Annotated in this window: 11 protein-coding genes; 7 read left to right on the forward strand and 4 right to left on the reverse strand. The window is 39.5% G+C overall.

Going from position 1 to position 23,743, the window contains the following annotated elements; all coding sequences use genetic code 11:
- Window positions 1-50: 50 nt before the first annotated feature.
- The 4 genes from ACSLUO_RS10590 to ACSLUO_RS10605 all read left to right on the forward strand — a co-directional run bounded on the left by ACSLUO_RS10590 (window position 51) and on the right by ACSLUO_RS10605 (window position 11,587).
- Window positions 51-2,438 carry an alpha-L-rhamnosidase-related protein gene (locus tag ACSLUO_RS10590; protein ID WP_448248503.1) on the forward strand — a complete coding sequence of 796 codons (2,388 nt, stop codon included), beginning with the start codon at window positions 51-53 and terminating at the stop codon, window positions 2,436-2,438.
- Between the two features lie 100 nt (window positions 2,439-2,538).
- On the forward strand, window positions 2,539-6,171 hold the full coding sequence (locus tag ACSLUO_RS10595; RefSeq protein WP_448248504.1) for a glycosyl hydrolase: 3,633 nt from the start codon (window positions 2,539-2,541) through the stop codon (window positions 6,169-6,171).
- Window positions 6,172-6,206: 35 nt separating this feature from the next.
- Window positions 6,207-9,947, forward strand: a complete 3,741-nt coding sequence (locus ACSLUO_RS10600) for a glycosyl hydrolase (RefSeq protein WP_448248505.1) — start codon at window positions 6,207-6,209, stop codon at window positions 9,945-9,947.
- A 194-nt stretch (window positions 9,948-10,141) separates the two neighbouring features.
- Window positions 10,142-11,587, forward strand: a complete 1,446-nt coding sequence (locus tag ACSLUO_RS10605) for a sulfatase family protein (protein ID WP_448248506.1) — start codon at window positions 10,142-10,144, stop codon at window positions 11,585-11,587.
- Between the two features lie 155 nt (window positions 11,588-11,742).
- On the opposite strand, the gene ACSLUO_RS10610 is transcribed toward ACSLUO_RS10605, so the two are convergent.
- Complete coding sequence (locus tag ACSLUO_RS10610) at window positions 11,743-12,069, reverse strand: SWEET family sugar transporter (RefSeq protein WP_448248507.1); 327 nt, start codon at window positions 12,067-12,069, stop codon at window positions 11,743-11,745.
- A 167-nt stretch (window positions 12,070-12,236) separates the two neighbouring features.
- Here ACSLUO_RS10610 and ACSLUO_RS10615 point away from each other — a divergent pair, with 167 nt between their 5' ends.
- Complete coding sequence (locus ACSLUO_RS10615) at window positions 12,237-13,070, forward strand: helix-turn-helix transcriptional regulator (protein ID WP_448248508.1); 834 nt, start codon at window positions 12,237-12,239, stop codon at window positions 13,068-13,070.
- A 58-nt stretch (window positions 13,071-13,128) separates the two neighbouring features.
- Here ACSLUO_RS10615 and ACSLUO_RS10620 read toward each other — a convergent pair whose 3' ends face one another.
- From ACSLUO_RS10620 to ACSLUO_RS10630, 3 genes are read right to left on the reverse strand one after another with little or no spacing between them, the layout of a single operon-like run.
- Window positions 13,129-14,790, reverse strand: coding sequence for a sulfatase-like hydrolase/transferase (locus ACSLUO_RS10620; RefSeq protein WP_448248509.1), 1,662 nt, complete (start codon window positions 14,788-14,790; stop codon window positions 13,129-13,131).
- Window positions 14,791-14,825: 35 nt separating this feature from the next.
- The gene (locus ACSLUO_RS10625; RefSeq protein WP_448248510.1) at window positions 14,826-16,343 is read right to left on the reverse strand and encodes a sulfatase family protein; all 1,518 of its coding nucleotides are present in this window, start codon (window positions 16,341-16,343) and stop codon (window positions 14,826-14,828) included.
- Window positions 16,340-18,136 (reverse strand): sulfatase-like hydrolase/transferase, encoded by a 1,797-nt coding sequence (locus ACSLUO_RS10630; protein WP_448248511.1) that lies wholly within the window; start codon window positions 18,134-18,136, stop codon window positions 16,340-16,342. Before ACSLUO_RS10630 ends, ACSLUO_RS10625 begins: the two co-directional genes overlap by 4 nt.
- 242 nt (window positions 18,137-18,378) lie before the next feature.
- Here ACSLUO_RS10630 and ACSLUO_RS10635 point away from each other — a divergent pair, with 242 nt between their 5' ends.
- Window positions 18,379-20,844: a sulfatase-like hydrolase/transferase gene (locus ACSLUO_RS10635; RefSeq protein WP_448248512.1), complete on the forward strand. Its 2,466-nt coding sequence runs from the start codon at window positions 18,379-18,381 to the stop codon at window positions 20,842-20,844.
- A 260-nt stretch (window positions 20,845-21,104) separates the two neighbouring features.
- On the forward strand, window positions 21,105-23,591 hold the full coding sequence (locus ACSLUO_RS10640; protein ID WP_448248513.1) for a glycoside hydrolase family 2 TIM barrel-domain containing protein: 2,487 nt from the start codon (window positions 21,105-21,107) through the stop codon (window positions 23,589-23,591).
- Window positions 23,592-23,743 lie beyond the last annotated feature (152 nt).

Below are 23,743 nucleotides of genomic sequence, written 5' to 3' on the forward strand. Positions count from 1 at the left end.
TTTACATCACAGCTAATCATTGCTATGTAAAATGAGAATTAGGACACCAAATGACTAAACGAAAAACATTCCTCTGGTTCATAGCCAGCTTATTAACTTTCTTTTCTTTACAATCTGCCGCTGTAAAATGGGATGCGGAATGGATTTGGACCAAACAAAAAATTGGCAACCCAAATACTTGGGTAGCACTGCGTAAAGAAGTCGATATCACTGATTTTGACAAGATAGCAACTGATGAAGCAATAACCGCTTATATCAGCGCCGATACTAAATATTGGTTATGGATCAATGGTGAAATGGTGGTGTTTGAAGGTAGTTATACCGGCGGCCCATCACCAGTAAAACCCTCGCCTCGTGTGGATAGTTTTCCCATTGCGTCTAATAAATATTACGACCAAGTTGATATCAAAAAACACTTAAAAAAAGGTAAAAATACCATTGCAGCCTTAGCTTGGTATTACGGTGCTAATGGCGACAAAGGCACCCATATTTCAGCCAGAATAGGAGGTTTTATATTTCAGGCCAAGGTGGGTGAACAGCTCATTATTTCTGACACATCATGGAAAGCTAAACAACATTTAGCTTATCAACCGGTAGCGAAAGAAAAACATCGCCGAGTTGCTGCATGGAGTGTTAATTATGATGCCCGCGACGATATGGGTGATTGGGGTAACGATGCTTGGTATTTACCCGGTTATGACGATTCAAGCTGGAAAGCGGCAAACAGTGCAAAAAGCCCTCCTCGCGCACCGTTTTTCGAATTATTCCCGAGTGAAATCCCGCCGTTAAATAACTTCGGTTTAGTCAATTGCACTAACTTCCCTGCGTCTAAATTCCCGTTTGTCAGTGACGGTAAAAAAATTAAATGTAAGTTAGATTTTAATAAAAACTTCACGCCTTATTTTGATATTGACGCGCCTGCGGGGTTAAACATTCACATCAAATCGAATATGCGATTAAACACAATTGAGACCTTTTATACCACTAAAGCTGGTCGCCAGCAGTTTGAATCTTATTCTTGGTTAAATGGCCGCATCATCGAATATACCATTCCTAAAGGCGTGACAGTGCACGGTTTAAAATATCGTTGGACAGGTGTTGGCAAGCCTGTTGGTCATTTTGAAAGTGACGATGCATGGTATTCACGTATCTGGCAAATGTCTGAAAACACCCTATATATTTGTGCCCGTGATAACTTTATGGACACCCCCGACCGTGAACGTGGTTTGTGGATTGGTGATGTTGCCGACCAAGCCAGTTATTTATTTTATACCATGGATAAACCCGGCCGAGATCTTCTGAAAAAAGCGATTAAAGTCACTATGGCCTTTAGTGATTCGGAATCGGGTGTATTTGCTGGTTTAGGCCCTGGCCGTTTCCGTGAATTACCGGCACAAAGTCTGCAGTTTATCGAGCAAGGCGTTTGGCATTATTATTACAATACCGGTGATTTAGAAACCCTCGCCTATGCCTATCCTTACGTACACAGATATTTATCGATTTGGGACAAACAAGACAATGGCTTGATCGTCTTTAGAAGTGGCGCTTGGAAATGGACTGATTGGGGCCCACAAGACACAATTGATTACGATGTGATCCAAAACGCTTTGTACTACAGCGCTTTAGTATCTGCTCGTAAAATGGCAAAAGCGTTAAACGACAATACTCATATAGCGTTTTACGATCAACGTATAACAGAGCTTAAACAAGCCTTCCACCAGCACTTTTGGCAAGATGGTTTTTACAGTAGTAACCCTAACAAGCTCAAAGATGATCGCGCCAATGCCATCGCCATTTTATTTGGCTTAGCCGAGCCATCTCAGTATCAACAAATTGTCGATAACGTATTGATCCCAAATCAATTTGCCAGTCCGCATTTTGAATGGATGATCTACAACGCCATGGCGATTGCCGGCCGTTATGACGATGCGTTAGCACGAATGAAACAACGTTATGGCAAGCAAGTAGATAACAAAGAACGCTCAACCTTAACCGAATACATGACAGGTGGCGGCACCGAAAACCACGCATGGAATGCGCCAGCAACTGTGTTAAGCCAATATATTGCCGGTATAGAGCCAACATCTGTTGCATGGCAAAGCTATCAAATCATGCCAAATATGGCGCACATGAAACACATCAAACAATTAGTTCCTAGCGTGCAAGGTGATATTGATTTTGCAATAAGCCGAAATAATAACAGTATCAAGATGACACTAACGTCACCTAAAGGCAGCACAGCAACTGTTGGTATTCCAAAGGCCTACTTCAAAGTCAACACGATAAGTATCAATGACAAGCAGGTATTCAAAGCTGGCTTGTTATGGCCAACCGACAATACAGATCAATATCCAGGTATTCGCTATATAGGAGAAGACGATAAATACTTGAAGTTTGAACTGGCTCCTGGTGATTGGATCATTCAAGCGGATCAATAGCCATCGTTTGAGCACACACATGTATATCGGTGTCATAACCTGATTTTTAGGATTGTGACACCTCCTATACAAAGAATTGAAGAGTAAGCTAGGAAACAATATGTTTAATGATAATAGCGTGATAAATAATTCAACTTTAATCACAATATTCAAGCGTCGTATCACAAACACCATTATTTTTATAATAATGATGCACTTTTTGATTGGCTGTCACTCAGTTGATAATAACGATACAAACGCCAGAAGCAATACCAATACGAACACGATTAAACAAATTAAACCGCTAGCCCAAACTCAAAATTCACCTTTACCTTTTAGCACATTAAAAACAAATTTTAAGAATCCCGAGAAACATTATTACCCTGAAACTTGGTTTCACCTCAATGGCAAAAATATTAGTAAACTAGGTTTAACCGCAGATTTAGCCGCAATTAAAAAAGCTGGATTACAAGGCATACAGTTATTTAATACCCGATCTCAGCCATACCCGAATGTCGAACAAGTGCCAATTTTAACCCCAAAATGGGAAGAGATGATTGGCCATATTGCAGATGAAACAGAGCGGTTAGGATTAAATTTAACCCTACAAAACTGCCCTGGTTGGTCGATGGCTGGCGGGCCTTGGGTACCCGTAGAAGAATCACAACGTGAGCTAATTGAACATGTATTTCAATTAAAAGGCGGGCAATTTGTTCAAAAAGCGTTAGCGCTTAAAGCTGAGTATTTAACCTCAGATCGTAACTACCAAGATATTAAAACCATTGCTTTTAAAACGCCTAAAAATGAGCGTTCGGTTAAGCCAATTCCTCAAATTTCACCCATGAGTTATCAAACTAATAATTCGATAGTGCCGTGGGATACCGTATTTGAAGAAGCAAAACAGGTGATGTACGACCCTAAAAAAATTCATTCACAGGAGCCTTATAGAACTTATCAACAGAAGAATATTCAATATGTAGATGGTAAACCTACGTGGGTAGCCGTCACATTTGCAGAAAAAACTATCCTAAGAAGTTTAGAATTACCCCCTATTCGTACTATTTTGACTAATCGCCTTTTGCCCAAGGTAAATATCGGCATTTTAGTTGAAGCTCAACAAGATAATGAGAAGTGGCAAACCCTTGCTTCACTCAAGGTTCCGACAAGTCACTGGTACGATAATGATTACCCCGTGACGTTTAATTTACCTGAAACAAAAGCTAAAACTTTTAAATTAACCTTTACTGATGATCCCTTATTTTTGTCTTATGTCCGTTTAAATGGTCACGTGCGTTTACATAACCATGAAGCTAAAGCCTCAAAAAGCTCGCGCGGTTTACAAAGCGACATCAAGCAATTTGTTTCTACTGACGATACGATAAATCCCAATGATGTTATAGATTTAACCTCATATGTTAATAACCAAGGTCAACTAAACTGGCAAGCACCAAAAGGTGACTGGACAGTGATCCGCTTTGGTCACGTTAATATGTTAAAAACCAACCGCCCTGCCGAGCCAGAAGCAACCGGTTGGGAAACCAGCAAGCTCGATAAAATTGCAATAGAAAACCATTTACGTCATGGCATGATGGGGAATTTAATGCGCGATGGTGGCCCACTAGATGGTCATAAACTACATGGCATGTTAATCGACAGCTGGGAAAGCGGCGTGCCTACATGGACCATGCACAAAGATGATTTACCCCAAGCATTTAAACAGCGGCGTGGTTACGACATGATGCCATATTTACCTGCCACATTAGGCTATATCGTCAGTTCAGTCGATGACACCAATAAGTTTTTAAGAGATCTTCGTCAAACCATGGCTGATTTGTATGTCGATAATTTCTTTGACCATTTTAGAACGGTCGCTCACGATATGGGGGCTAAAGTTTACACCGAGGGGGCAACCGGCGAAACATTACCAGGAGATCCCTTACGCTATTACGGCGTAAGTGATTTCCCGATGACCGAATTCTGGTACCCGAAAGCGCCGCAAAATCAAAAAGAAGCCAAACCTATCTATGCCGCTGCATCGGCTTATCATTTATATAACAAACCTTTTTTAGCTGCTGAAGCTGCAACGCAATTAGGGGTGAAATGGAATGAGTCCCCTAAAGATATCAAATACCTGATCAATGAAAATTTTACCAAAGGTGTTAACCATTTAGTATTTCATACTTTTTCTCATACCCCACAAGTTGATGTCGTGCCCGGATCTAGCTTTGGTGGCAATATTGGCTTCCCCTTTTTACGCACGCAAACATGGTGGCGTCATACACCTACATGGATCAAGTCTTTAGCGCGCAGTCAATATTTATTGCAACAAGGTGAATTTGTCGCCGACGTACTTTGGTATTTAGGTGATGATTTAGATCGTCACCCGTTTGATACCCATCCATTTCCACAGGGTTATAAGTTTGATTATTTGAATGAAGAGCTATTGCAAGAAAAAGTGCACATCGCTAACGGCCAATTGTATGTTGAAGATGCAGGTAAGTATAAAATCATTATGCTGCGTGACTCTCAGCGCATGTTGTTATCCACCGCGCAAAAAATTAAAAGCTTAGTAGAACAAGGCGCAGTTATTTTAGGTAACAAACCACAAACATCGCCGAGTTTGATGGATGATGCCCAAGATTTAAGCAAGCTCACCCAAATAGCAAACCAGTTATGGGGCGATACCAGTACCGGCATGAGAAAAGTAGGTAAAGGTAAAGTTTATTGGGGACACACAATACAACAAGTATTACACGCTGAAGCAATTCAGCCGGATGTTTCGTTTGCCAAAGAGCTTGATTTACGTTGGTTACATCGCAGTATTGGCGACACTGACGTTTATTACATAACGAATCAGCTTGATAAACCTATTGATGCTTCCATCCGATTAAGAACAACAGGTGCGCCACCAGAAATTTGGAATGTAGATACGGGCAACATCCATATTGCGCCAATTTGGCAGCAAGACGATGCTCACATGAATGTCGCTATTAGCCTCGATCCTCATGGTAGTCAATTTATTGTGATTAACAAAAAACGTGAAGATGCAACCAGCGTTACAAAATCACAACAGCAAGGCCATATTGCGCTAAAAAAAGGCACAAGCACCTTATTAAGTAGCCAAGCACACTGGTTTAAAATTCACGATACTGATACACCACCACTATCATTTATAAATGGTCAGTTACTGCCAAAACAAACAGGCATGTATCAATGGCTCTCACATAACGGCGACATAGATGAGCAATTTATTGAGACAGAAACCAAACCTCTAATCAAACCTTGGCTATTAGATTTTGAAGCCGGCTGGGAAACGCCATCACAGCTAACGTTAACAAATTTGATAGCCTTAAATGAACACGCAGAGCCTGCTATTCAACATTACTCAGGCACGATCACCTATAACACTTCATTTACCGTGAAAGATAAATCACAGTTGATGCAATTAGATCTCGGTCAAGTGGCCGATATTGCCGAAGTGTGGTTAAACCACCAACAGGTCGGGACTCGCTGGGCCCCCCCTTATACCTTTGATATTACAAAACATGTAACTGATGGAGAAAATCAACTCAAGGTGTTAGTCACGAATACTTGGCGAAATCAACTGATATTTGATGCCAAACGAAAAGCATCACATAAAAAAACCTGGACGACCAATCCACCAAAAGAACATGAAACACAACTTGATCTTTCAGGACTCATTGGCCCTGTGAGTATTCAGCAAATTAATAATAACAGTGTAGATGGGATATAAACATCGGCATGATGAGTAATAGAGATCTATTCAAGATGATAAAAAAACTTAACGAAATCTTAACGCCTAAAGATAAGAAACAACCAAAGCGAGCTTTTTCAAAGTATGGTCGTTTTTCCATTTGCGCTTTTAGCTTTTTAATATTGTCTGCTTGCACAGGTGATGAAGAAATTTCAACAACTCATTCTGGCGCTGAGCAACTTGAAGAACAAGGCAGACAAGCATTAAGCTTATCTTCCGAACAATTTTATCAAGCGCCTGCAGAGGTATTAAAAGCTAATTTCAAAACGCCGCCTGAGCAAGTAAAACCCTGGGTTTATTGGTATTGGGTTAGTGATCACATTTCAAAAACGGGGATTGAAAAAGACTTAGCGGCGATGCAAAAAGCCGGCATTAATACTGCGCTCATCGGTATTATTCATCTTAAAGACGAGCAAGGCGAAGTCAAAGCCTTAACGGCTCCTTGGTGGGATCATGTACGTTTTGCCATTAAAAAAGCCGCAGAATACAACATCGACATAGGTTTATTTAACTCACCCGGTTGGAGTCAGTCGGGCGGCCCTTGGGTGACACTTGATAAATCGATGCGATATTTAGACTCAAGTGAACATCAGGTTGTTGGCCCCAAAAAAATCAATATGGTATTGGGTCAGCCTGAAAGTAAAGGTGGCGATTTTTATCAAGACGTACGCTTATTAGCCTTTAAAACGCCAATTTATGAAAAAGAGAAACTAACAGCAAGCAATAGCGAAATTAGTATTAGTAATCCGATCACAAATACTTTGCTAAAAAACCAAGCGGTAGACGCGCTGTTTGACGGCGACCAAAGCACAGTTTACGCGCTGCCACAAGAAGTACTTAACCATCAACGTCAAGGATCACAAAGCAAAGGTCAGCTACAAATTGACTTAGTGCATCCAACAACATTTCAAGCCCGTAGCTTAGAGATTTATCCTTACAATACGTTAAAAACAACTGTAACCCTGTCTGCTAAAAATAAGGCCGGTGTATTTGAAGAAATTAAAACCTTCGAAATGCAACGACCACGTGATATGGCAGCTATTGGTCCAGATCATGACGCGCCGATTACCGTCACTTTTCCAGCGGTTGATGCCAAACATTTTCGTTTAACGTTCAATGGATTTCATCGTTGGCGTAGCGATAAGCCAACGGATCCGGTTGGCTTTAAAGACATCGTATTATCAAAAGCTTACAAACTAGAACGTTATGCCGAGAAAAAACTAGCCAAAGTTTTCCCTAACCCAATGCCTAAATTTGATACTTATCAATGGCCAATGTCCACTGATGTTAGCGACCCACAACTATTAGTTGCCGCTGATGAAGTAATAGATATCACCAAACATGTCAAAGATGGACACTTAACATGGCAAGCACCTGCGGGCGATTGGACAATTGTGCGTTATTTTATGCGCCCTACTGGCACACAAAACGGCCCATCAAGTGGATCCGCTCGCGGTCCAGAAATAGACAAACTCAGTAAAGAAATTGCTCAATTTCATTTTGATGCCTACATAGGTAAATTTATTGAAAGCATGCCAGCAGAAGATCGTACCGCATTAAAATATGCTGTCGTCGATAGTTACGAAAAAGGCGCACAAAACTGGAGTGATGGTTTTGCTGAAAAATTTGAGCAACGTTACGGTTACGACCCTGTTCCCTTTTTACCAGTTTACAGTGGCCGCGCTGTTAACAGTGTTGCCCAAAGTGAGCGTTTTTTATGGGATGTTCGCCGACTAGTTGCCGATGGTGTTGCCTACGAATATACCGCAGGTCTTAGAGAAAGAGCCCACCAGCACGGGTTAAAACTGTGGTTAGAAAACTATGGCCACTGGGGGTTTCCCGCTGAGTTTTTACAATACGGTGGCCAAGCTGACATCGTCAGTGGTGAATTTTGGGCAAGTGGTAATTTAGGCGCGATAGAACTCAAAGCCGCTTCCTCTGCGGCCCATATTTACGGCCAAAAAACCGTGATGTCAGAGTCTTTTACCTCGGGCCGTGATACCAGTTTTAAAAATCATCCATGGAATTTCAAAAAGCGTGGCGACTGGTCATTTGTTGAAGGCATTAATCACACCTTATTACACGTTTATATCCACCAAGCTTACGATGACCGTTTTCCCGGTGTAAATGCTTGGTTTGGCTCGGAGTTTAACCGCAATAATACGTGGTTCGACTTTATGGGCAGTTGGCTTGATTATATAAAACGTGCTAATTACATGATGCAACAAGGTAAGTATGTTGCTGACATTATGTATTTTATTGGCGAAGATGCGCCGAAAATGACTGGCGAAATTAACCCGGAAGTGCCAAATGGTTATTCCTACGACTTCATAAACGCCGAAGTGATTTTAGAGCGGTTAACCGTTAAAAATGGTTATTTTCATTTGCCAGATGGCATGCGTTTTAAATTATTGGTGTTACCTAACTTAACCACCATGCGCCCAGCGGTGTTAACTAAAATTCAGCAACTGGTTAAACAAGGCGGAACGATTTATGGACCTAAACCACTACATTCTCCGAGTTTAGAAAACTACCCAATTGCCGATCAAACCGTCCAACAAATTGCAGATTCATTGTGGCAAAACATTGATGGTGAAACTGTTACCCAAGCCAGTTATGGCCAAGGACAGGTTTTTTACACTGCCAATCTCAACGCGAGCAACAATGCAAGTGACGGTGCTAGTAACAGCGCAGATCTAAGCAGTGTCTTATCTGCCATCAACACGCCAGCAGACTTAACGGGCTTGCCAGAAGATGTTATTTGGAGTCATCGCAGCAGCGATACTCATGATATTTATTTTATCGCCAACCAATCAGAGCAAAGCCTAGAAATAAATCCAAGCTTTAGAATTAACCATGCAACTGGCAATGCCGCGTCGTCATCACACATGCAGCCACAACGTTGGAATGCAGTGACTGGTGACATTGTTGATATTGCCCAGTTTGAATTAACCGATTTTGAATTAACCGGTAATAACACCCGTATCCAAACACCGATGACTTTACAAGGGTTAGAATCGGGCTTTTTTGTATTTGAAAAATCAACGATAGCAAAACAAACCAGTCGTAAAGTCAGCATCAAAAGTATTAACAAAGAACAACAAAACATGTTTTTACCATCGATGTTTAACCAAGATGGCACGACAACGATTGAGGTTAGCAAAAATGGTGTTTATCAAGTCACAACAACAGACAATGTTAAACGTACATTAAAGGTTGATGATATCCCAACGCCACTAATACTTAACAAACCTTGGCAGTTAACGTTCGAACAAAATCGCGATGTGCCAAACACTCTCACCTTAAACCAGCTCACGTCGTTAACCTCGTTAACAAACAAAGCCTTACAACATTATTCGGGCAAAATAAGTTATCAAACCACATTTAGTCTTGATGAAAACATGTTACTTGATGATCAAACCTTACAGCTCGATTTAGGTGAAGTTGGCGTGATTGCGCGAGTAACGCTTAATGGCAAAGATTTAGGTGAGCTATGGAGCCGGCCTTTAACGCTTGATATCACCGACGCTGCAAAACTTGGCAACAATACATTAACCGTAGAAGTAGCAACCACTTGGTTAAACCGTATGGTCGGCGATTTAAAATACCCTGAACAGTTCCCCGACAATCAAGCGGTTAAAAGCTTTAATACCGACGTAACCTTTACCACTAAATTGTTAGCCCAAACGCCATTACAACCGTCAGGTTTGCTTGGGCCAGTATCGATTAGACCTATCCGCGCACTTAGGTTTTAAGCCATGTTTTGTGAGTAAAAAATATTTAATAACGAGTATTAACAAAGACACGATCTGGATCGGAGAAACGAAAGAAGCCAATAAGCTCATCGTTAAATCAGGACACTATATAATCCAAAGAAAATAGGTGTCTATAGCAAGTTTACTTTAAAGATCTGCTTAAAAACTAAAGCAATTAACCAAAAGGAAAAACAATGATTAAAAACAAACTGAACCCTTTTAGTAAAGTGTTCAATATGCAAAAAGTAATGACCACTGCCTTATGTACAACTGTACTTGCATTAACGTCAGCTTGTTCATCACTCTCAACCAGCACAGATGCGGCAGCACCTTCGGTAGCCAAAGACACACCGCCTAATATTTTACTTATATTATCTGACGACCACGCATGGAGTGATTATGGTTTTATGGGGCACGAAATTGTTAAAACCCCAGCACTCGACAAACTTGCCAATGAAGGCGTCACGTTTAAACGTGCTTATGTACCTACGTCACTTTGCCGCCCTTCGCTAGCTACCATAGCTACAGGTTTATATGCCTCTCAACACGGCATTACCGGTAACGGTCCTTCCAAAAAAGTACCCGGCGGTAAAAAGGGTGAAAAATACGCGCAATTACGCAAACAGATCATCAGTAAAGTAGATAAATTAGATACGTTACCTGAATTATTAAGAACAAAAGGCTATGTTTCACATCAATCAGGTAAATGGTGGGAAGGTAGCTTTAAGCGAGGCGGTTTTGATCAAGGTATGACCCAAGGTTTTGGTAATCATCCTCAAGGACGCCATGGAGATGTCGGTTTAAAAATTGGACGCAAAGGCGTGGCACCAGTTACAAACTTTATTGATGAAGCAGTTGCCGCAGGTAAACCATTTTTAGCTTGGTACGCGCCATTTATGCCCCATACACCACACACGCCGCCAGAACGAATTTTAAAGAAATACACAAACAAAGGCCTAGCCTTACCTATCGCTAAATATTACGCCATGATCGAATGGTTTGACGAAACCAACGGAGAATTGTTCGATTACCTTGAGAAAAAAGGCATAAAAGACAACACGCTTATTGTCTATGTTTCTGATAATGGCTGGATAACTAACCCTAAACAAACAGACCGTTTTTTACCGCTGTCAAAACAAAGTCCAGCAGAAAGTGGTGTCCGTACCCCGATCATGTTCTCGCTACCAAGCAAATTTAAGCCACAAATGCGTCCCGAATTAGTTAGTAGTATCGATATTGTCCCAACTATTTTGGGCGCTGCTGGCGTAGAAGTACCAGCGGGATTACCGGGTAAAAATTTATTTGCCAACATGGTGAATGAAAAACCACTTGATCGCAATGAAGTATACGGCGAAGGCTTCTCTCATGATATGTCAGATATTAACGACATTGAATCTTCATTATTATACCGCTGGGTAATTGAGGGAGATTGGAAACTTATTTTAAGTTACGATGGCGTAAACGAGAGTTATCAGGAGCATCACGCTGTCGATCGTCAAGGGCCACGTTTATACAAGGTATCAACTGACGAGCATGAACAAGTAAACTTAGCCAAGCAACACCCTGAGATAGTAGAACGTTTATCACAAAAATTAGTTGACTGGTATCCTCTGCACAAACGTAAAATTCTTCAAAAATAGAAAAACTTAGTCGGTAATTACGCAATTTACTAATCACATTAGTCATGCTGACAACACAAACTAAAAAACGCCATCCTATTATTTAGAATGGCGTTTTTATTTAGATCGATTTAAAAGCAAAGTTAAGCTGCTTTAGACACAGAAGCCTGAAATAATTAAGAACCTGAGCTTACTGAAGCATTAAGGTTTAATCGCATGTTCTGCTCTGCCAGTTTACGCTCAACAATAAACATATTATAAAGTTTAATTGATAATATAATACCTGCGAGCACAAACGTTATCATGTTCGCAACTATCATCGCCATATCTTGTTTAATTAAGCCATATACTAACCAGCCTGCCACCCCGATAGTAAAAATACTATACATCGCCAATGAAAGTGAGGCGGTATCCCGAGTTTTTATTACTTGGATCGCCTGAGGTAAAAATGAAAAGGTTGTCAAAAATGCTGACGTAAAACCGATAATTTCAATAGTTGTCATGATGTTCACCTCTAAATAGACACTTAATTAATTTTCCGCTGTTAGTTTGTTGGTTAACAGCTAGTTCTTAAAACTTGCAGCTATTTTAATCAACATGTTCACAAAGTGTTATGGTTTAAGCTATCATAATATTTATCCATTCCTATCATTAGTCAGATTCGGTAATTATGCATAAATACAACCCATGGCCAGATATTCTTGAAATTGGTGAACAATGCGACGAGCGATTTGTTGATGGTGAACGCACACCAGAAATGAAAGAGTTAAACTGCTCAATTTCTGGCGTTTCAAATTTAGCGGGGCGATACCGAGTAGCACGCTCTAATCCCGAGTGGCACGCCATTGTCTTTACCGTTGCTGGGGCCGTTGAGTTACATAACGAACAAGGACATCAAACCGTTGAGAAATGTCATTTAATATCGTTACCTGCCGGTAAGCCGTTTGTGATGGAATTAGAAGCGCCAAGTTTGGATATTGTTTGGTTTCATTTAGACCGTTGTAAACATTGGGACACTTATATTAAAACGCTGCCAAGTGTATCTTTTTGCGATCTCAACCAACAAATTTATCATTTATTAAGTTTAATTTATTACGAGTTTGATTCAGGTTTACGGCAACTGGCGATGAAACAATTAAAAGCGTATTTAAATAAAGCGTTGAATAAGCCCAATACCACCTCCATTGACTCACAACGTATTTGGCAATTAAAACAAGAACTAGAAAAGCGCCTACACTACCCGTGGAAAGTTCACGAAATGGCGGAAAAAATTAATTATTCCGCAGCCCATTTACATCGCTTATTTCAAAGTCATTTTAAACAAAGCCCAATACAATATTTAATAGACTTACGTATGGAAAGAGCTAAATATTTATTAAAAAATAGTGATTGGTCACTAGAACAAATTGCCGAACAAGTCGGCTATAGTGATGTCTTTAACTTTTCAAAACGTTTTAAAAAGTCGATTGGCTTAGCGCCAGGCAAGTTTCGCTTAATCGAATAGTGATCAGCTTACTAGGATTCATCTTAGTAAGCTGAATCCTTGTTTATTTAATTCTGTGCTATTGATGCTTTTTAATTAATTTTTCATTGGCTACATCAACGGTAAATCGTACTACTTTAGGAGCGTCTTCACCTCTTGCAGCGACTAGCTTAGGACGCCACTGCGCTCTCATCTGTTCCAGTTTTTCTTGATATTTTTTTGCATTAGCTAAGTTAATAAGTTCATTCGGATCAGAAGCTAAATGATATAACTCTTCATACACAGCCGGCTCACCATTTAGCGATGCATCAAGGTAATCTCGGTAGACAACAATATCATTATCATGCACCCCATAAAGTATTTTATTGATCGGAATATTTAACTCTTTAGCTACCTGCTTTTTATACGTTGCCGACATATTATTATTTTTATAATAACGAATATATTTCCAATTATGATCTTGGATCGCTTCACAACGCGGATTACCAAAATGAGTTGACCATAAATTTTCAGTGAAAACATAGTCGCGCTCTGTTTTGGTTTTATGATCAATTACCGGCGAAATATCTTCACCCTGCATGCTAGTAGGAATAGTAATACCCGCTAAACTTAACATGGTTGGCGCAAGATCAATTGATTGCACTAAAGCATTTGATCGACCTTTAACATGCTTGCGTGGATCATAAACAATGAGTGGCACATGGGTATTTTTTTCGTAACATAACGATTTCCCCCCCAGACCTTGTTCGCCCATAAACAAGCCGTGATCGGAGGTGAAAATAATAATGGTATTATCGGCAATCCCCTGTTGTTCGAGTGTTTTTCGCAAATTACCCACTAAACGATCAATCCCTGTCATTGCTTGATATTGACGAATAAGACGCTCTTTTAAGCTTTCAGGTTCGTTGACATAATCGTAAATATCTTGTCGATCTTTAACGCGATGTAAGTCTGCTGGTAGTTTAGGGTTTTTTATCTCGGCTTTAGCTAGGTAGTTTTTAGGTAAAGGAATATCTTGGTCACGATACTTAGTGCGATACAAGGCATCATCACTAGCTCGCATCTCCATAGTTTCCGTACCCGCACCATGAGGTAAATTAAAATTAATAGATAACATAAACGGTTTATTTGTTGGCCGTTTTTCCACAAATTTAACTGCCCGTGCAAATTTATGTTCATTCGTATTTAAGAAGTCATTCATTCCTTCATTAATAATTTCGGCTTGTGTATCCGCTTCAGCTTCTGCAAAAATGGTATGTTTGTTTTTGGGATAAAAGAAAATATGTCCATGACCTGCATACCAATAATCAAAGCTTTTATCCATAATGCCACTGTTGTAGCCATTCGGGCCAATGGGTGCATGGTTTTTCCCGATCCACCCTGTGTAATAACCCGCTTGTTTAAACTTTACCGGATAAGATTGTTGCCAAGCTTCTTCTGATACCGCCGTGCCTGAATTAAAGTTAACACCATGCTTGCGTTCATATTGCCCTAATAACAAAGAAATACGACTCGGTGTACAAATAGCACTGCTGACATGTGCATTGGTAAATAGCACACCTTCATTTGCTAAGGCATCAAGATTCGGCGTTTCAACCACTTTATTACCTGTAACGCCTAACATGCCATAGGACTGATCATCCGTTAAAATTAACACAATATTAGGCCGTTCTTGTGCGACTAATTTCCCACATAAGCTCAGTGTCAGTAGCAAAAAAAAGCCGTGTAAAAATCCCTTCATATTTTGTTCTCTTGGTTTACTGCTTTGTTAAAAGGCTATTGCTGCCAAGCTGTTGCAACACCTGAATTACGTATCGCGAGATAACGCTGATGCATTTGTACAACTTTACTTTGATATGCTTTTTTATTAAGTAAATTTTGTGATTCATCTTCAGCTAAATTTTCTTTTAAATTAAAAAGTGCGATCGGTTCAAACTTGGTCGCTTTATGGTTACTTTTCATAATAAGCTTCCAATCACCTTCTCGAAAAATAGCTTCTGTTTTTGACCCGGATTGCAGCATTAAGTACTGGCGAGATTTATAACCTTCTTGCCCCGTTAATAATGGCAATAAATTATTTGAGTCAGGTGCTTGCAGCCGATTTTGTGGATTACCTATTGCTGCGCCAATCGTTGCTAAAATGTCTTGCACCAAAACAGGCTCAATACTTGTTATCCCCGCCTTAACCTTTTCAGGCCAATGCACAATAAAGGGTACTCGGTGACCTCCTTCGTACGGTAAGTTTTTACTGCCTCGATAAGTACCGCTAACTTTGTGTCCTGCTTTTTCCGTTTTACCTATTCTTAAACCCCCATTATCGGAAGTAAAGATAAACAGGGTATTTTCAAAAACACCTTTGTGCTTTAACGCATTGATAATGCGGCCAACTTGCAAGTCCATTTCTTTGATCATATCTAAATGGAAAGATGGCGTAGTGCCGGCAACTTTAACACCGTCAAAACTCTCCGGTGGCATATGCGGTATATGTGCCATTGGCGAAGCGTAATAAAGCATAAAGGGTTTATCATCAGATTGACGATGGATAAAGTCAGCCGCTTTTTGAGAAATAACATCACCTATGGCTTCAGTTCGCCAATAAGTATCTCCCATGCCAGGGCCTTTATCCGATATCATCGCTTGGCTATAAACATTCTTAGTTTGCATGTATTCAATATTTGAACGTTTATCTAGCGGATACCACTGCTCATTTTCATAAGCTAAATAAATGGGTCCTTGAATGCCGTCGGGTAACATGAAGCTGTAATCAAATCCCATATCTTTTGGACCGCCAGCAATAATTTTACTCAGATCAACTTGCGGTAAGTCAAATCTGTCATCACCTCGATAGATTTGATTGTTAGCTTTTAATTTAAAATCACTACCTAAATGCCATTTACCAACAAAGCCTGTTTCATAACCAACATCTTGTGCCACACGGGCAATAGTAGGTTCATCCGCTGAGATAGCGTTCTTTCTAAATGTTCCCCAAACACCCCAAGGCGCATACGAGCGATAGTTATTTTTACCGCTCATAATTGCATATCGTGTTGGCGCACAAAGTGCTGTTGCGCTATGCCCATCGCTAAACCACATGCCTTGTTGTGCTAACGCATCAATATTAGGCGTTTTTAAAACGGGCTGCTTATGTAAATACTTTTCAGTAAAATAGCTGATATCGCCAGAGCCAATATCATCTGCCATTACCACGACAATATTAGGTTTAACACTTGCAAAGGTAGTTGAACAAACGATTACCAAAGTGCAATGAAATATAAAACAAATTAACTTTTTCATTTAATTACAAACGCCTTACTTGCTTGAACACCATTTTTATAAAAAGTTGGTGCTCTGTTCGAGGCTAGCGGATAAGCATCATCCCATGAATAAATACTAATCGTTGCTTTACCTGCTGCTTTAGCGGTTATTTCACCAAACTTGTTCACACTTAATATACTAGGATCGCTTGAGTGCCAAACAACACCTGCGCGTTTAGCTTGCTCTGGCGTGATCTGATAATGTAATTGCAGTTGTTCGCCAACGCCTAACGATGCTCTATCGGCTTGAATAGTTAATTGTTCAACAGCCAGTAACTTATTATCTTCAAGTACTTGCCCTAATTCATGATAGCCCGCTAATTGTTCGTCGGTTAAGCTTTCAAGCGGTAAACCACTATAACGTTTAACTCCCCACTTGGCATTTACCACTCGGCTACCAACGCGCTCAAGCGGATCCGTGCGTAAATCAAAAAAGCGTCCTTGTGGGAACTCTTTACTAGGCGCATAACGCTTAAACTCTTTATTAAACGCGTAAATAATCCCAAGCTCGTCAACGTCTTGGTAAGTATTATTCCCTATATACCAAGTATAAATATGCTTCCTTGGCTCTCCTGAAGCACCTTTGGCTTGTTGCCAAAAACTAATACCGTCAACCTGCTCAGCCCTTGGCATTTCTACACCAGCCGCTTCTGCAATGGTTGGATAGATGTCAGTTAAATTTACTAAGCCATCATAGCTGCGGTAGCTACTATTATTACTAGCAGGGATAACATTCGGGTAATTAAGCACTAGTGGAACATGCAAACCATTATCCGCATTACCACCTTTACGCCCAGGGTAAATTGTGCCGTCAGGTAAAACATGGCCAAACACTTCTTTAGTGCCATTATCTCCCATTACCACAATTAAGGTGTTTTCACGCACACCTTGCTCTTCTAATTTAGTCACAACTTTCCCGATCAATTTATCCATATATTCGATCATGTCTGGAAAGTATTGTCGATCATCGCCACCTCTGTTGTTATATACCGCTTCCTCAGGAAAATTATCAAATACTGACGTTGGTTGGGTATCCGGCGTTGGTTTATGGTCATCGTGAACCAGCATCATTGGATAATATAAAAAGAAAGGCTTATCTTTATTTTTTTCGATAAAGTTTAATGCATGGCGATTAACAATATCTGGTCCGTACCAACGTCTACCGGTGTTAGGATCTAAATCTGTTCTGCCGTTATAGTTATGCTCTTTACCATTAATAACTAGGTTAGGGTTAATAAAGCGTTGACCTTCACCAACAACATCAAATGCGGCATAGTCATCCCAACCAAATTCACTAATATAGCGTTTGCCTGGTATTTCTTTGGTGCCTCGCGTTTGTTTCCATTTACCAAACAGCCCCGTGGTATAGCCTGCTTTTTTAAACGCATCGCCAAAGGTAATGTCAGAATGGTGCTGAGATTTTGGCTTTAAATAGTTTCTGTCATTGCGCTTACCACTCATTAAGGCAATACGGGTATTTTCACAAATAGGATAAGCAAAAGCGTTATCAACCCGTAACCCCGTTTGAGCTAGTGCGTCAATACTCGGTGTTGAAAATTCTTTATTAGTAAATTCACCATCGTAACTGTGTAATTTATTAGCACCATAAGCGGTTACCCCGTAATGACTTAAATCATCAATTAAAATTAGCACAACATTAGTCGGCTTCTTCTCTTTGAGAATTGTTTTTTCAGCTGATTTAGGGCTATTACAAGCAGATAACAGTACGGCGCCTAACGCTAGCACCGAACATTTAGCTAACCAGTTATTCATTCACTTATTTACCTTATTTTTATTTTTTTGATATCACGATAAGATCACAAATTAGAAGGATAAAAACTAATTTAAGCAGATTATCAAAAAGTATTATCTATTATTAACATACTTACATTTTGAACTTTATATGTAAATACTTTTGTTTGTATACAAAAATATTTACATGTATTATGAAAAACAAATAAAAACCAATTTTTTTGATTTATATTTAATTTAAATTACCGAGCCATGAGTAAATAATGCAGCTAATTAACAGATACGTTCTTGTCCTATTTATTATCTATCAGGCCCTTGGTTGTGCTAAACCAATAGAGCAAACAACAACGAATGAATCACCTAACATTCTTTTTATTTATACCGACGATCAAGCACCTTGGGCGCTTGGATATAGCGGTAATAAACAAGCAATCACCCCAAATATGGATAAACTTGCTAAACAAGGCATGTATTTTCCAAATGCCTATACCACCACACCAGTATGTAGCCCTTCAAGAGCAGGTTTGTTAACTTCACGTTATGGCTATGAAGTGGAAATTGATGATTGGATCAATTTAGAATATAAAACGCTAACAGCTAATGAACCAAATTTAGGACTTGATCCTACACTCGTCACTTGGCCAACTATTTTACAACAACACGGTTACCACACAGGTTTAGTGGGTAAATGGCATTTAGGCTATTTAGAAAAATTTCATCCAACAAACTATGGCTATGACGAATTTCATGGTTTTATTGCTGGTGGTACAACAACTAAAGACCCTGTTTTAGAATCGAATGGTGTTGAAAAACAATATAAAGGTTTAACTGCCGATATACTTACCGATCAAGCAATAGAATTTATTAAACGCCAGAAAAATTCAAAGTTTTCATTATCATTAAATTATCGCGCTCCTCACACTAATTGGCTACCAGTTGCGTCCGAAGATTCTGCTCCATATGAAAATATAGAGATGGCCTTGCCTCACCCTGACTATCCAGATCTTGATAAGCCTCGGGCAAAACAAATGATGAAAGACTATTTATCGAGTGTCCGAAGTATTGATCGCAATTTAGGCCGATTAATGACTGAACTAGACAAATTGGGTTTGCGTGATAATACCTTGATCGTTTTCACCTCAGATCATGGTTACAACATGGCTCATAATGGCATTTGGCATAAAGGTAACGGCCATTGGTTATTAAAAAGTGCAACCCAAGGTACGGCAAACATTCCAAGTGATCAACGCCCAAATATGTACGATAATTCGATTAAAGTCCCTATGCTTGTGAGTTGGCCTAAGCGTATTCCGCAAGGTCAAAAAAACCTAACAACTTTTTCTAACTTAGATTGGTTCCCAACATTATTAGCCTTGGCTAACGCCAGCCACAATAAGCAAACTTTACTTCGAGGTAGTGATAAATCTAAGGCGTTTTTTCAAGCGGATCACCTTGCTTCTACCGACTATTACGGTGCTTACAGTACATTACATCAATCAATAAGCGGCATGCGTATGTACAGCAATGGTCAATATAAGTTGATCAAAGACTATATTAATAAAGGCCGTGATGAATTTTACGACTTAACCACAGACCCTGAAGAAACAACCAATTTAATTACCACTAACAATCCGAAATTACTCGCAATTATTGCTAAGTTTGATGATGAAATTTTTAATCGCATGTTGCAAACCAACGACCCGCTGACTAAACAATTTTTCCATCAACAAAACCACGGTTCTAGTCACTCTGTTTTGCCTGATTACCAGCAAGTAACACAATCGAAGTTCAGCGAACAACTGAAAAGTGGCACGCGTATTCTTGAACGAGAAAATTGGAATGTGTGGGGTGCCTCACCTATTGTCGATGAAAATGGCAAATATCACCTATTTTATTCACGTTGGCGCGGCGATCACGGCGCATGGTTAACTCATAGTGAAATAGCACATGCTATTGCTGATCATCCTGAAGGCCCTTATACCCCTCTCGGTACTGTATTAACTGGCCGAGGTGGTGAACATTGGGATGCCGATACCATTCATAATCCGACCATTCAAAAAGTAGGTGACCAATACGCATTATTTTATATTGGCAATAACTTAAAACGCAGTAACGATTTTGACGACCATCATGCTTCTACTCAGCGAATTGGTTTAGCGTTAAGTGATAATATTTATGGCCCTTTTCAACGAGTTCAGCAAGAGCCAATCATTGAAACCAGTGCCAACCGTAAAGATTGGGATAGCTATCTAACCACTAACCCCGCTTTATTACAGCACCCTAATGGCGAGTACTGGCTTTATTATAAAGCGTGGGATAAATACAACGACAATATGAGAAAAATGGGTCTAGCCATTGCCAAAGATATTACAGGCCCTTATCGAAAACACCCAAAAAATCCGTTAGTGAGTTTTACCCATCTTAACAAGCAAGTAGAAGATGCTTATGTTTTTCAGCATAACGATAAATTTCAAATGATCATGCGTGATATGGGAGTGATCCATCCGCATGTGGGATTATTACTAGAATCAAACGACGGCATTCATTGGGGCGAACCCATGTTAGGTTACAAAACCAATATCGACTATACCAATGAGGTTGATATTCAACGGATGGAACGGCCTCAAGTACTTATGCAATCAGGTAAACCAACACATTTATTTTTAGCATTAATGGGCGGTAAAACTAACACCTCATCAGCATTTGTGATGCCGATTTCATCAAATTAAGCCGCAAGAAAAATTAAGCATGTTCAGATGAATATTTGACCATGCTTACGCTATGTTTTTCCTGTTCACGTAATATTTAAAATATCAATTATCACTCATTTTGCCTTAATAAATCACATCCTCTTGCTCATTTCCCCTGATATTCATGAAAATATTTTTAATAATAAAAAATAGATGTTATATATAAAAATACGATTTCAAATACTAAAACACTAACAATGAGAAATTTATTTAATATAGTCCTGTTCACAATGCTGACCATGAGTTTTGCCAAAGCCAAAACAATTGAAGACTTTAATAATAACTGGCGTTTTACGCTAACTAAGCAGCAAGCAGCACACCAATACAACTATGATCATAGTCATTGGCAAGCAATAAAATTACCCCACGATTGGGCAGTCGCACTGCCTTATGATAAAGACGCAGCAGCATCTACTGGTTTTAAAATGGGCGGTATTGGCTGGTACCGTAAAAGTTTCACCTTAAATAACGCTGATAAAAATAAACAAATCTGGTTAGAGTTTGACGGTATTTATAACAATTCAGCCGTTTGGATTAACGGCCATTATGTTGGTGGTAGACCTTATGGTTACACCAGTTTTCAAACCGATTTAACGCCCTATTTACATTTTAATGGTGAAGTAAATAACATTGCCGTGAAAGTGGATAGAACAGCTTATGCAGACTCGCGCTGGTACACAGGCTCAGGTATTTATAGAAATGTTCGTTTAGTTAAAACTGCAGCTGTTTATGTACCACAATGGGGAATTCAAATTACCACACCTGAAGTTACGTCAGACGAAGCCATGGTGCATGTAAAAACACAAGTGTTAGCTAAAAAGTATCAAGGAGAGGATGCCAAACTAAAAATTGAGTTATTTGATGAAACCGGCCAAGAAGTGGCGCAAGAAAAAAGTACCTTCGATCTTCAACATAAAAATACGCTGGTTCAAACAATTGAAGTAGACAAACCTAAACTTTGGTCATTAGAAAATCCTCATTTATATACCGCTAAAGTAACGGTTTATGTTGATGGCGACAAAATTGAAACTGATTCCACCACTTTTGGTATTAGAACCATTAAATTCGATAGTAAAAAAGGCTTCTTTTTAAATGGTAAAAACACCAAAATTAAAGGTGTAAACATTCACCATGATGCTGGCGCTGTTGGATCTGCAGTACCTAAATCGGTATGGCGTTCACGTTTAAACCGACTAAGAAGTGTTGGCGTTAATGCTTTACGTTTATCACATAATCCACATTCACCAGAATTAATTGAGCTAGCCGATGAAATGGGCTTTTTAGTGAATGCTGAAGCATTTGACGATTGGGATCGTGCGAAGAAAAAAAGTAAAGTTTATTTAGGTGATAATGCAGCAACACCTGAGTCCTCAGTTTCTTATAACATTCACTTTAATGAATGGGCTGAACGTGATCTAAAAGATCTCATTCGCCGCGATTTTAACAGTCCATCAATTATCATGTGGAGTATTGGTAACGAGGTTGAATGGACTTACCCTTACTATGCGCAAGCGGCTATTTTTAAGAACAAAACGGATACTTATTTTAATAACGCACCAGACTTTACACCTGAGCCTATTAAAGAAAAACTAAAAACATTAAATCCAGATAACATTGATAATTTACCGATAATTGCTAACACCTTGGCAAAATACGTAAAAGAAATTGATACCAGTCGTCCGGTAACTGCAGGCTTAGTTCACCCCTCTGTTGGTTTTGTTTCAGGTTATACCGATGCGCTTGATATTGTCGGATTTAACTACCGTGCGCCCTCTTATGAAAGCGCACACAAAATGTACCCTGATAAAGTTATTTACGGCTCAGAAAACTGGGGTGCATGGCGTGAATGGCGTGACGTAAAAGATAAAGATTATGTTTCGGGTATATTCATCTGGACAGGGTTTGCTTACAAAGGTGAAGCTGGGCCAATGCCAAGAATGGGCTTGGAAATATCACTGTTTGACTTTGTTGGAAATAAAACCGCACGCGGTCATTTTTTTGAAACGCTATGGGTAGATAAACCAAAAACCTATGTTGGTACTACCGCAGCTGCAAAATCTGAATTTTCTTACAGCAAAGAAAATGGTTGGACATGGACAAAACGTAAAGCACCCGCGCATATCTGGCAAGAATTACGTCGCTGGGAATGGTACGACATTAACGAAATTTGGCAATATCAACACAACGAACAAGTTGTCGTGCAAAGCTATACCAATACCGAATCAGCCGAATTATTTATTAACGGTAAATCGTTTGGCCGACTCAGATTAGCTGATTTTGAAGATCGGGTTATAAAATGGTTAGTGCCCTTCCAAGCCGGTGAATTAAAAGTAGTGGGTTATAATCAAGGAATTGCAGTATCACAAGATGTTATTAATACTCATGGCGAAGTAGCAAAAATTGCACTTAGTAGTGAAAATAATCTATTAACTGCCGATGGTTACGACACAACCTACATTCATGCCCAGTTATTAGATAACAATAATAATTTAGTGGTTGATAGCCAAGCGAACGTTAAATTTAGCATTGAAGGGCCCGCAGAATTAGTGGTTGTTGATAACGGCTGGGAAATGAATACCCAAGATGTACTTGCTGACAACGTCAATAGTTACAAAGGTAAAGCCGCCATGTTACTTAAAACCACTGACAAAGCTGGTGATATTGTTATTACTGCAACTAGCAATAAAAACATTATCAATACCATAACCATTAAATCACAAAAATAATTACTCTAGGTTAACATTTAGATCCTTTAAAGCCTTAGCTAACGCTAAGGCTGACCCTGTAACACATTTTGTGTAACTGCCAAGTTTAAATAACATCTTTCAAACGGTCTTCGAATTCAATCATAAATCGATTCAAGGCCGTTTTCCAATTT

It is taken from the genome of Thalassotalea agariperforans (assembly GCF_053470345.1).

What these genes read in the sequence shown, in the direction of transcription:
- ACSLUO_RS10590 (WP_448248503.1), top strand. Translation starts at nt 51, where the DNA reads ATGACTAAACGAAAAACATTCCTCTGGTTCATAGCCAGCTTATTAACT.
- ACSLUO_RS10595 (WP_448248504.1), top strand. Translation starts at nt 2,539, where the DNA reads ATGTTTAATGATAATAGCGTGATAAATAATTCAACTTTAATCACAATA.
- ACSLUO_RS10600 (WP_448248505.1), top strand. Translation starts at nt 6,207, where the DNA reads ATGATAAAAAAACTTAACGAAATCTTAACGCCTAAAGATAAGAAACAA.
- ACSLUO_RS10605 (WP_448248506.1), top strand. Translation starts at nt 10,142, where the DNA reads ATGATTAAAAACAAACTGAACCCTTTTAGTAAAGTGTTCAATATGCAA.
- ACSLUO_RS10610 (WP_448248507.1), bottom strand. Translation starts at nt 12,069, where the DNA reads ATGACAACTATTGAAATTATCGGTTTTACGTCAGCATTTTTGACAACC.
- ACSLUO_RS10615 (WP_448248508.1), top strand. Translation starts at nt 12,237, where the DNA reads ATGCATAAATACAACCCATGGCCAGATATTCTTGAAATTGGTGAACAA.
- ACSLUO_RS10620 (WP_448248509.1), bottom strand. Translation starts at nt 14,790, where the DNA reads ATGAAGGGATTTTTACACGGCTTTTTTTTGCTACTGACACTGAGCTTA.
- ACSLUO_RS10625 (WP_448248510.1), bottom strand. Translation starts at nt 16,343, where the DNA reads ATGAAAAAGTTAATTTGTTTTATATTTCATTGCACTTTGGTAATCGTT.
- ACSLUO_RS10630 (WP_448248511.1), bottom strand. Translation starts at nt 18,136, where the DNA reads ATGAATAACTGGTTAGCTAAATGTTCGGTGCTAGCGTTAGGCGCCGTA.
- ACSLUO_RS10635 (WP_448248512.1), top strand. Translation starts at nt 18,379, where the DNA reads ATGCAGCTAATTAACAGATACGTTCTTGTCCTATTTATTATCTATCAG.
- ACSLUO_RS10640 (WP_448248513.1), top strand. Translation starts at nt 21,105, where the DNA reads ATGAGTTTTGCCAAAGCCAAAACAATTGAAGACTTTAATAATAACTGG.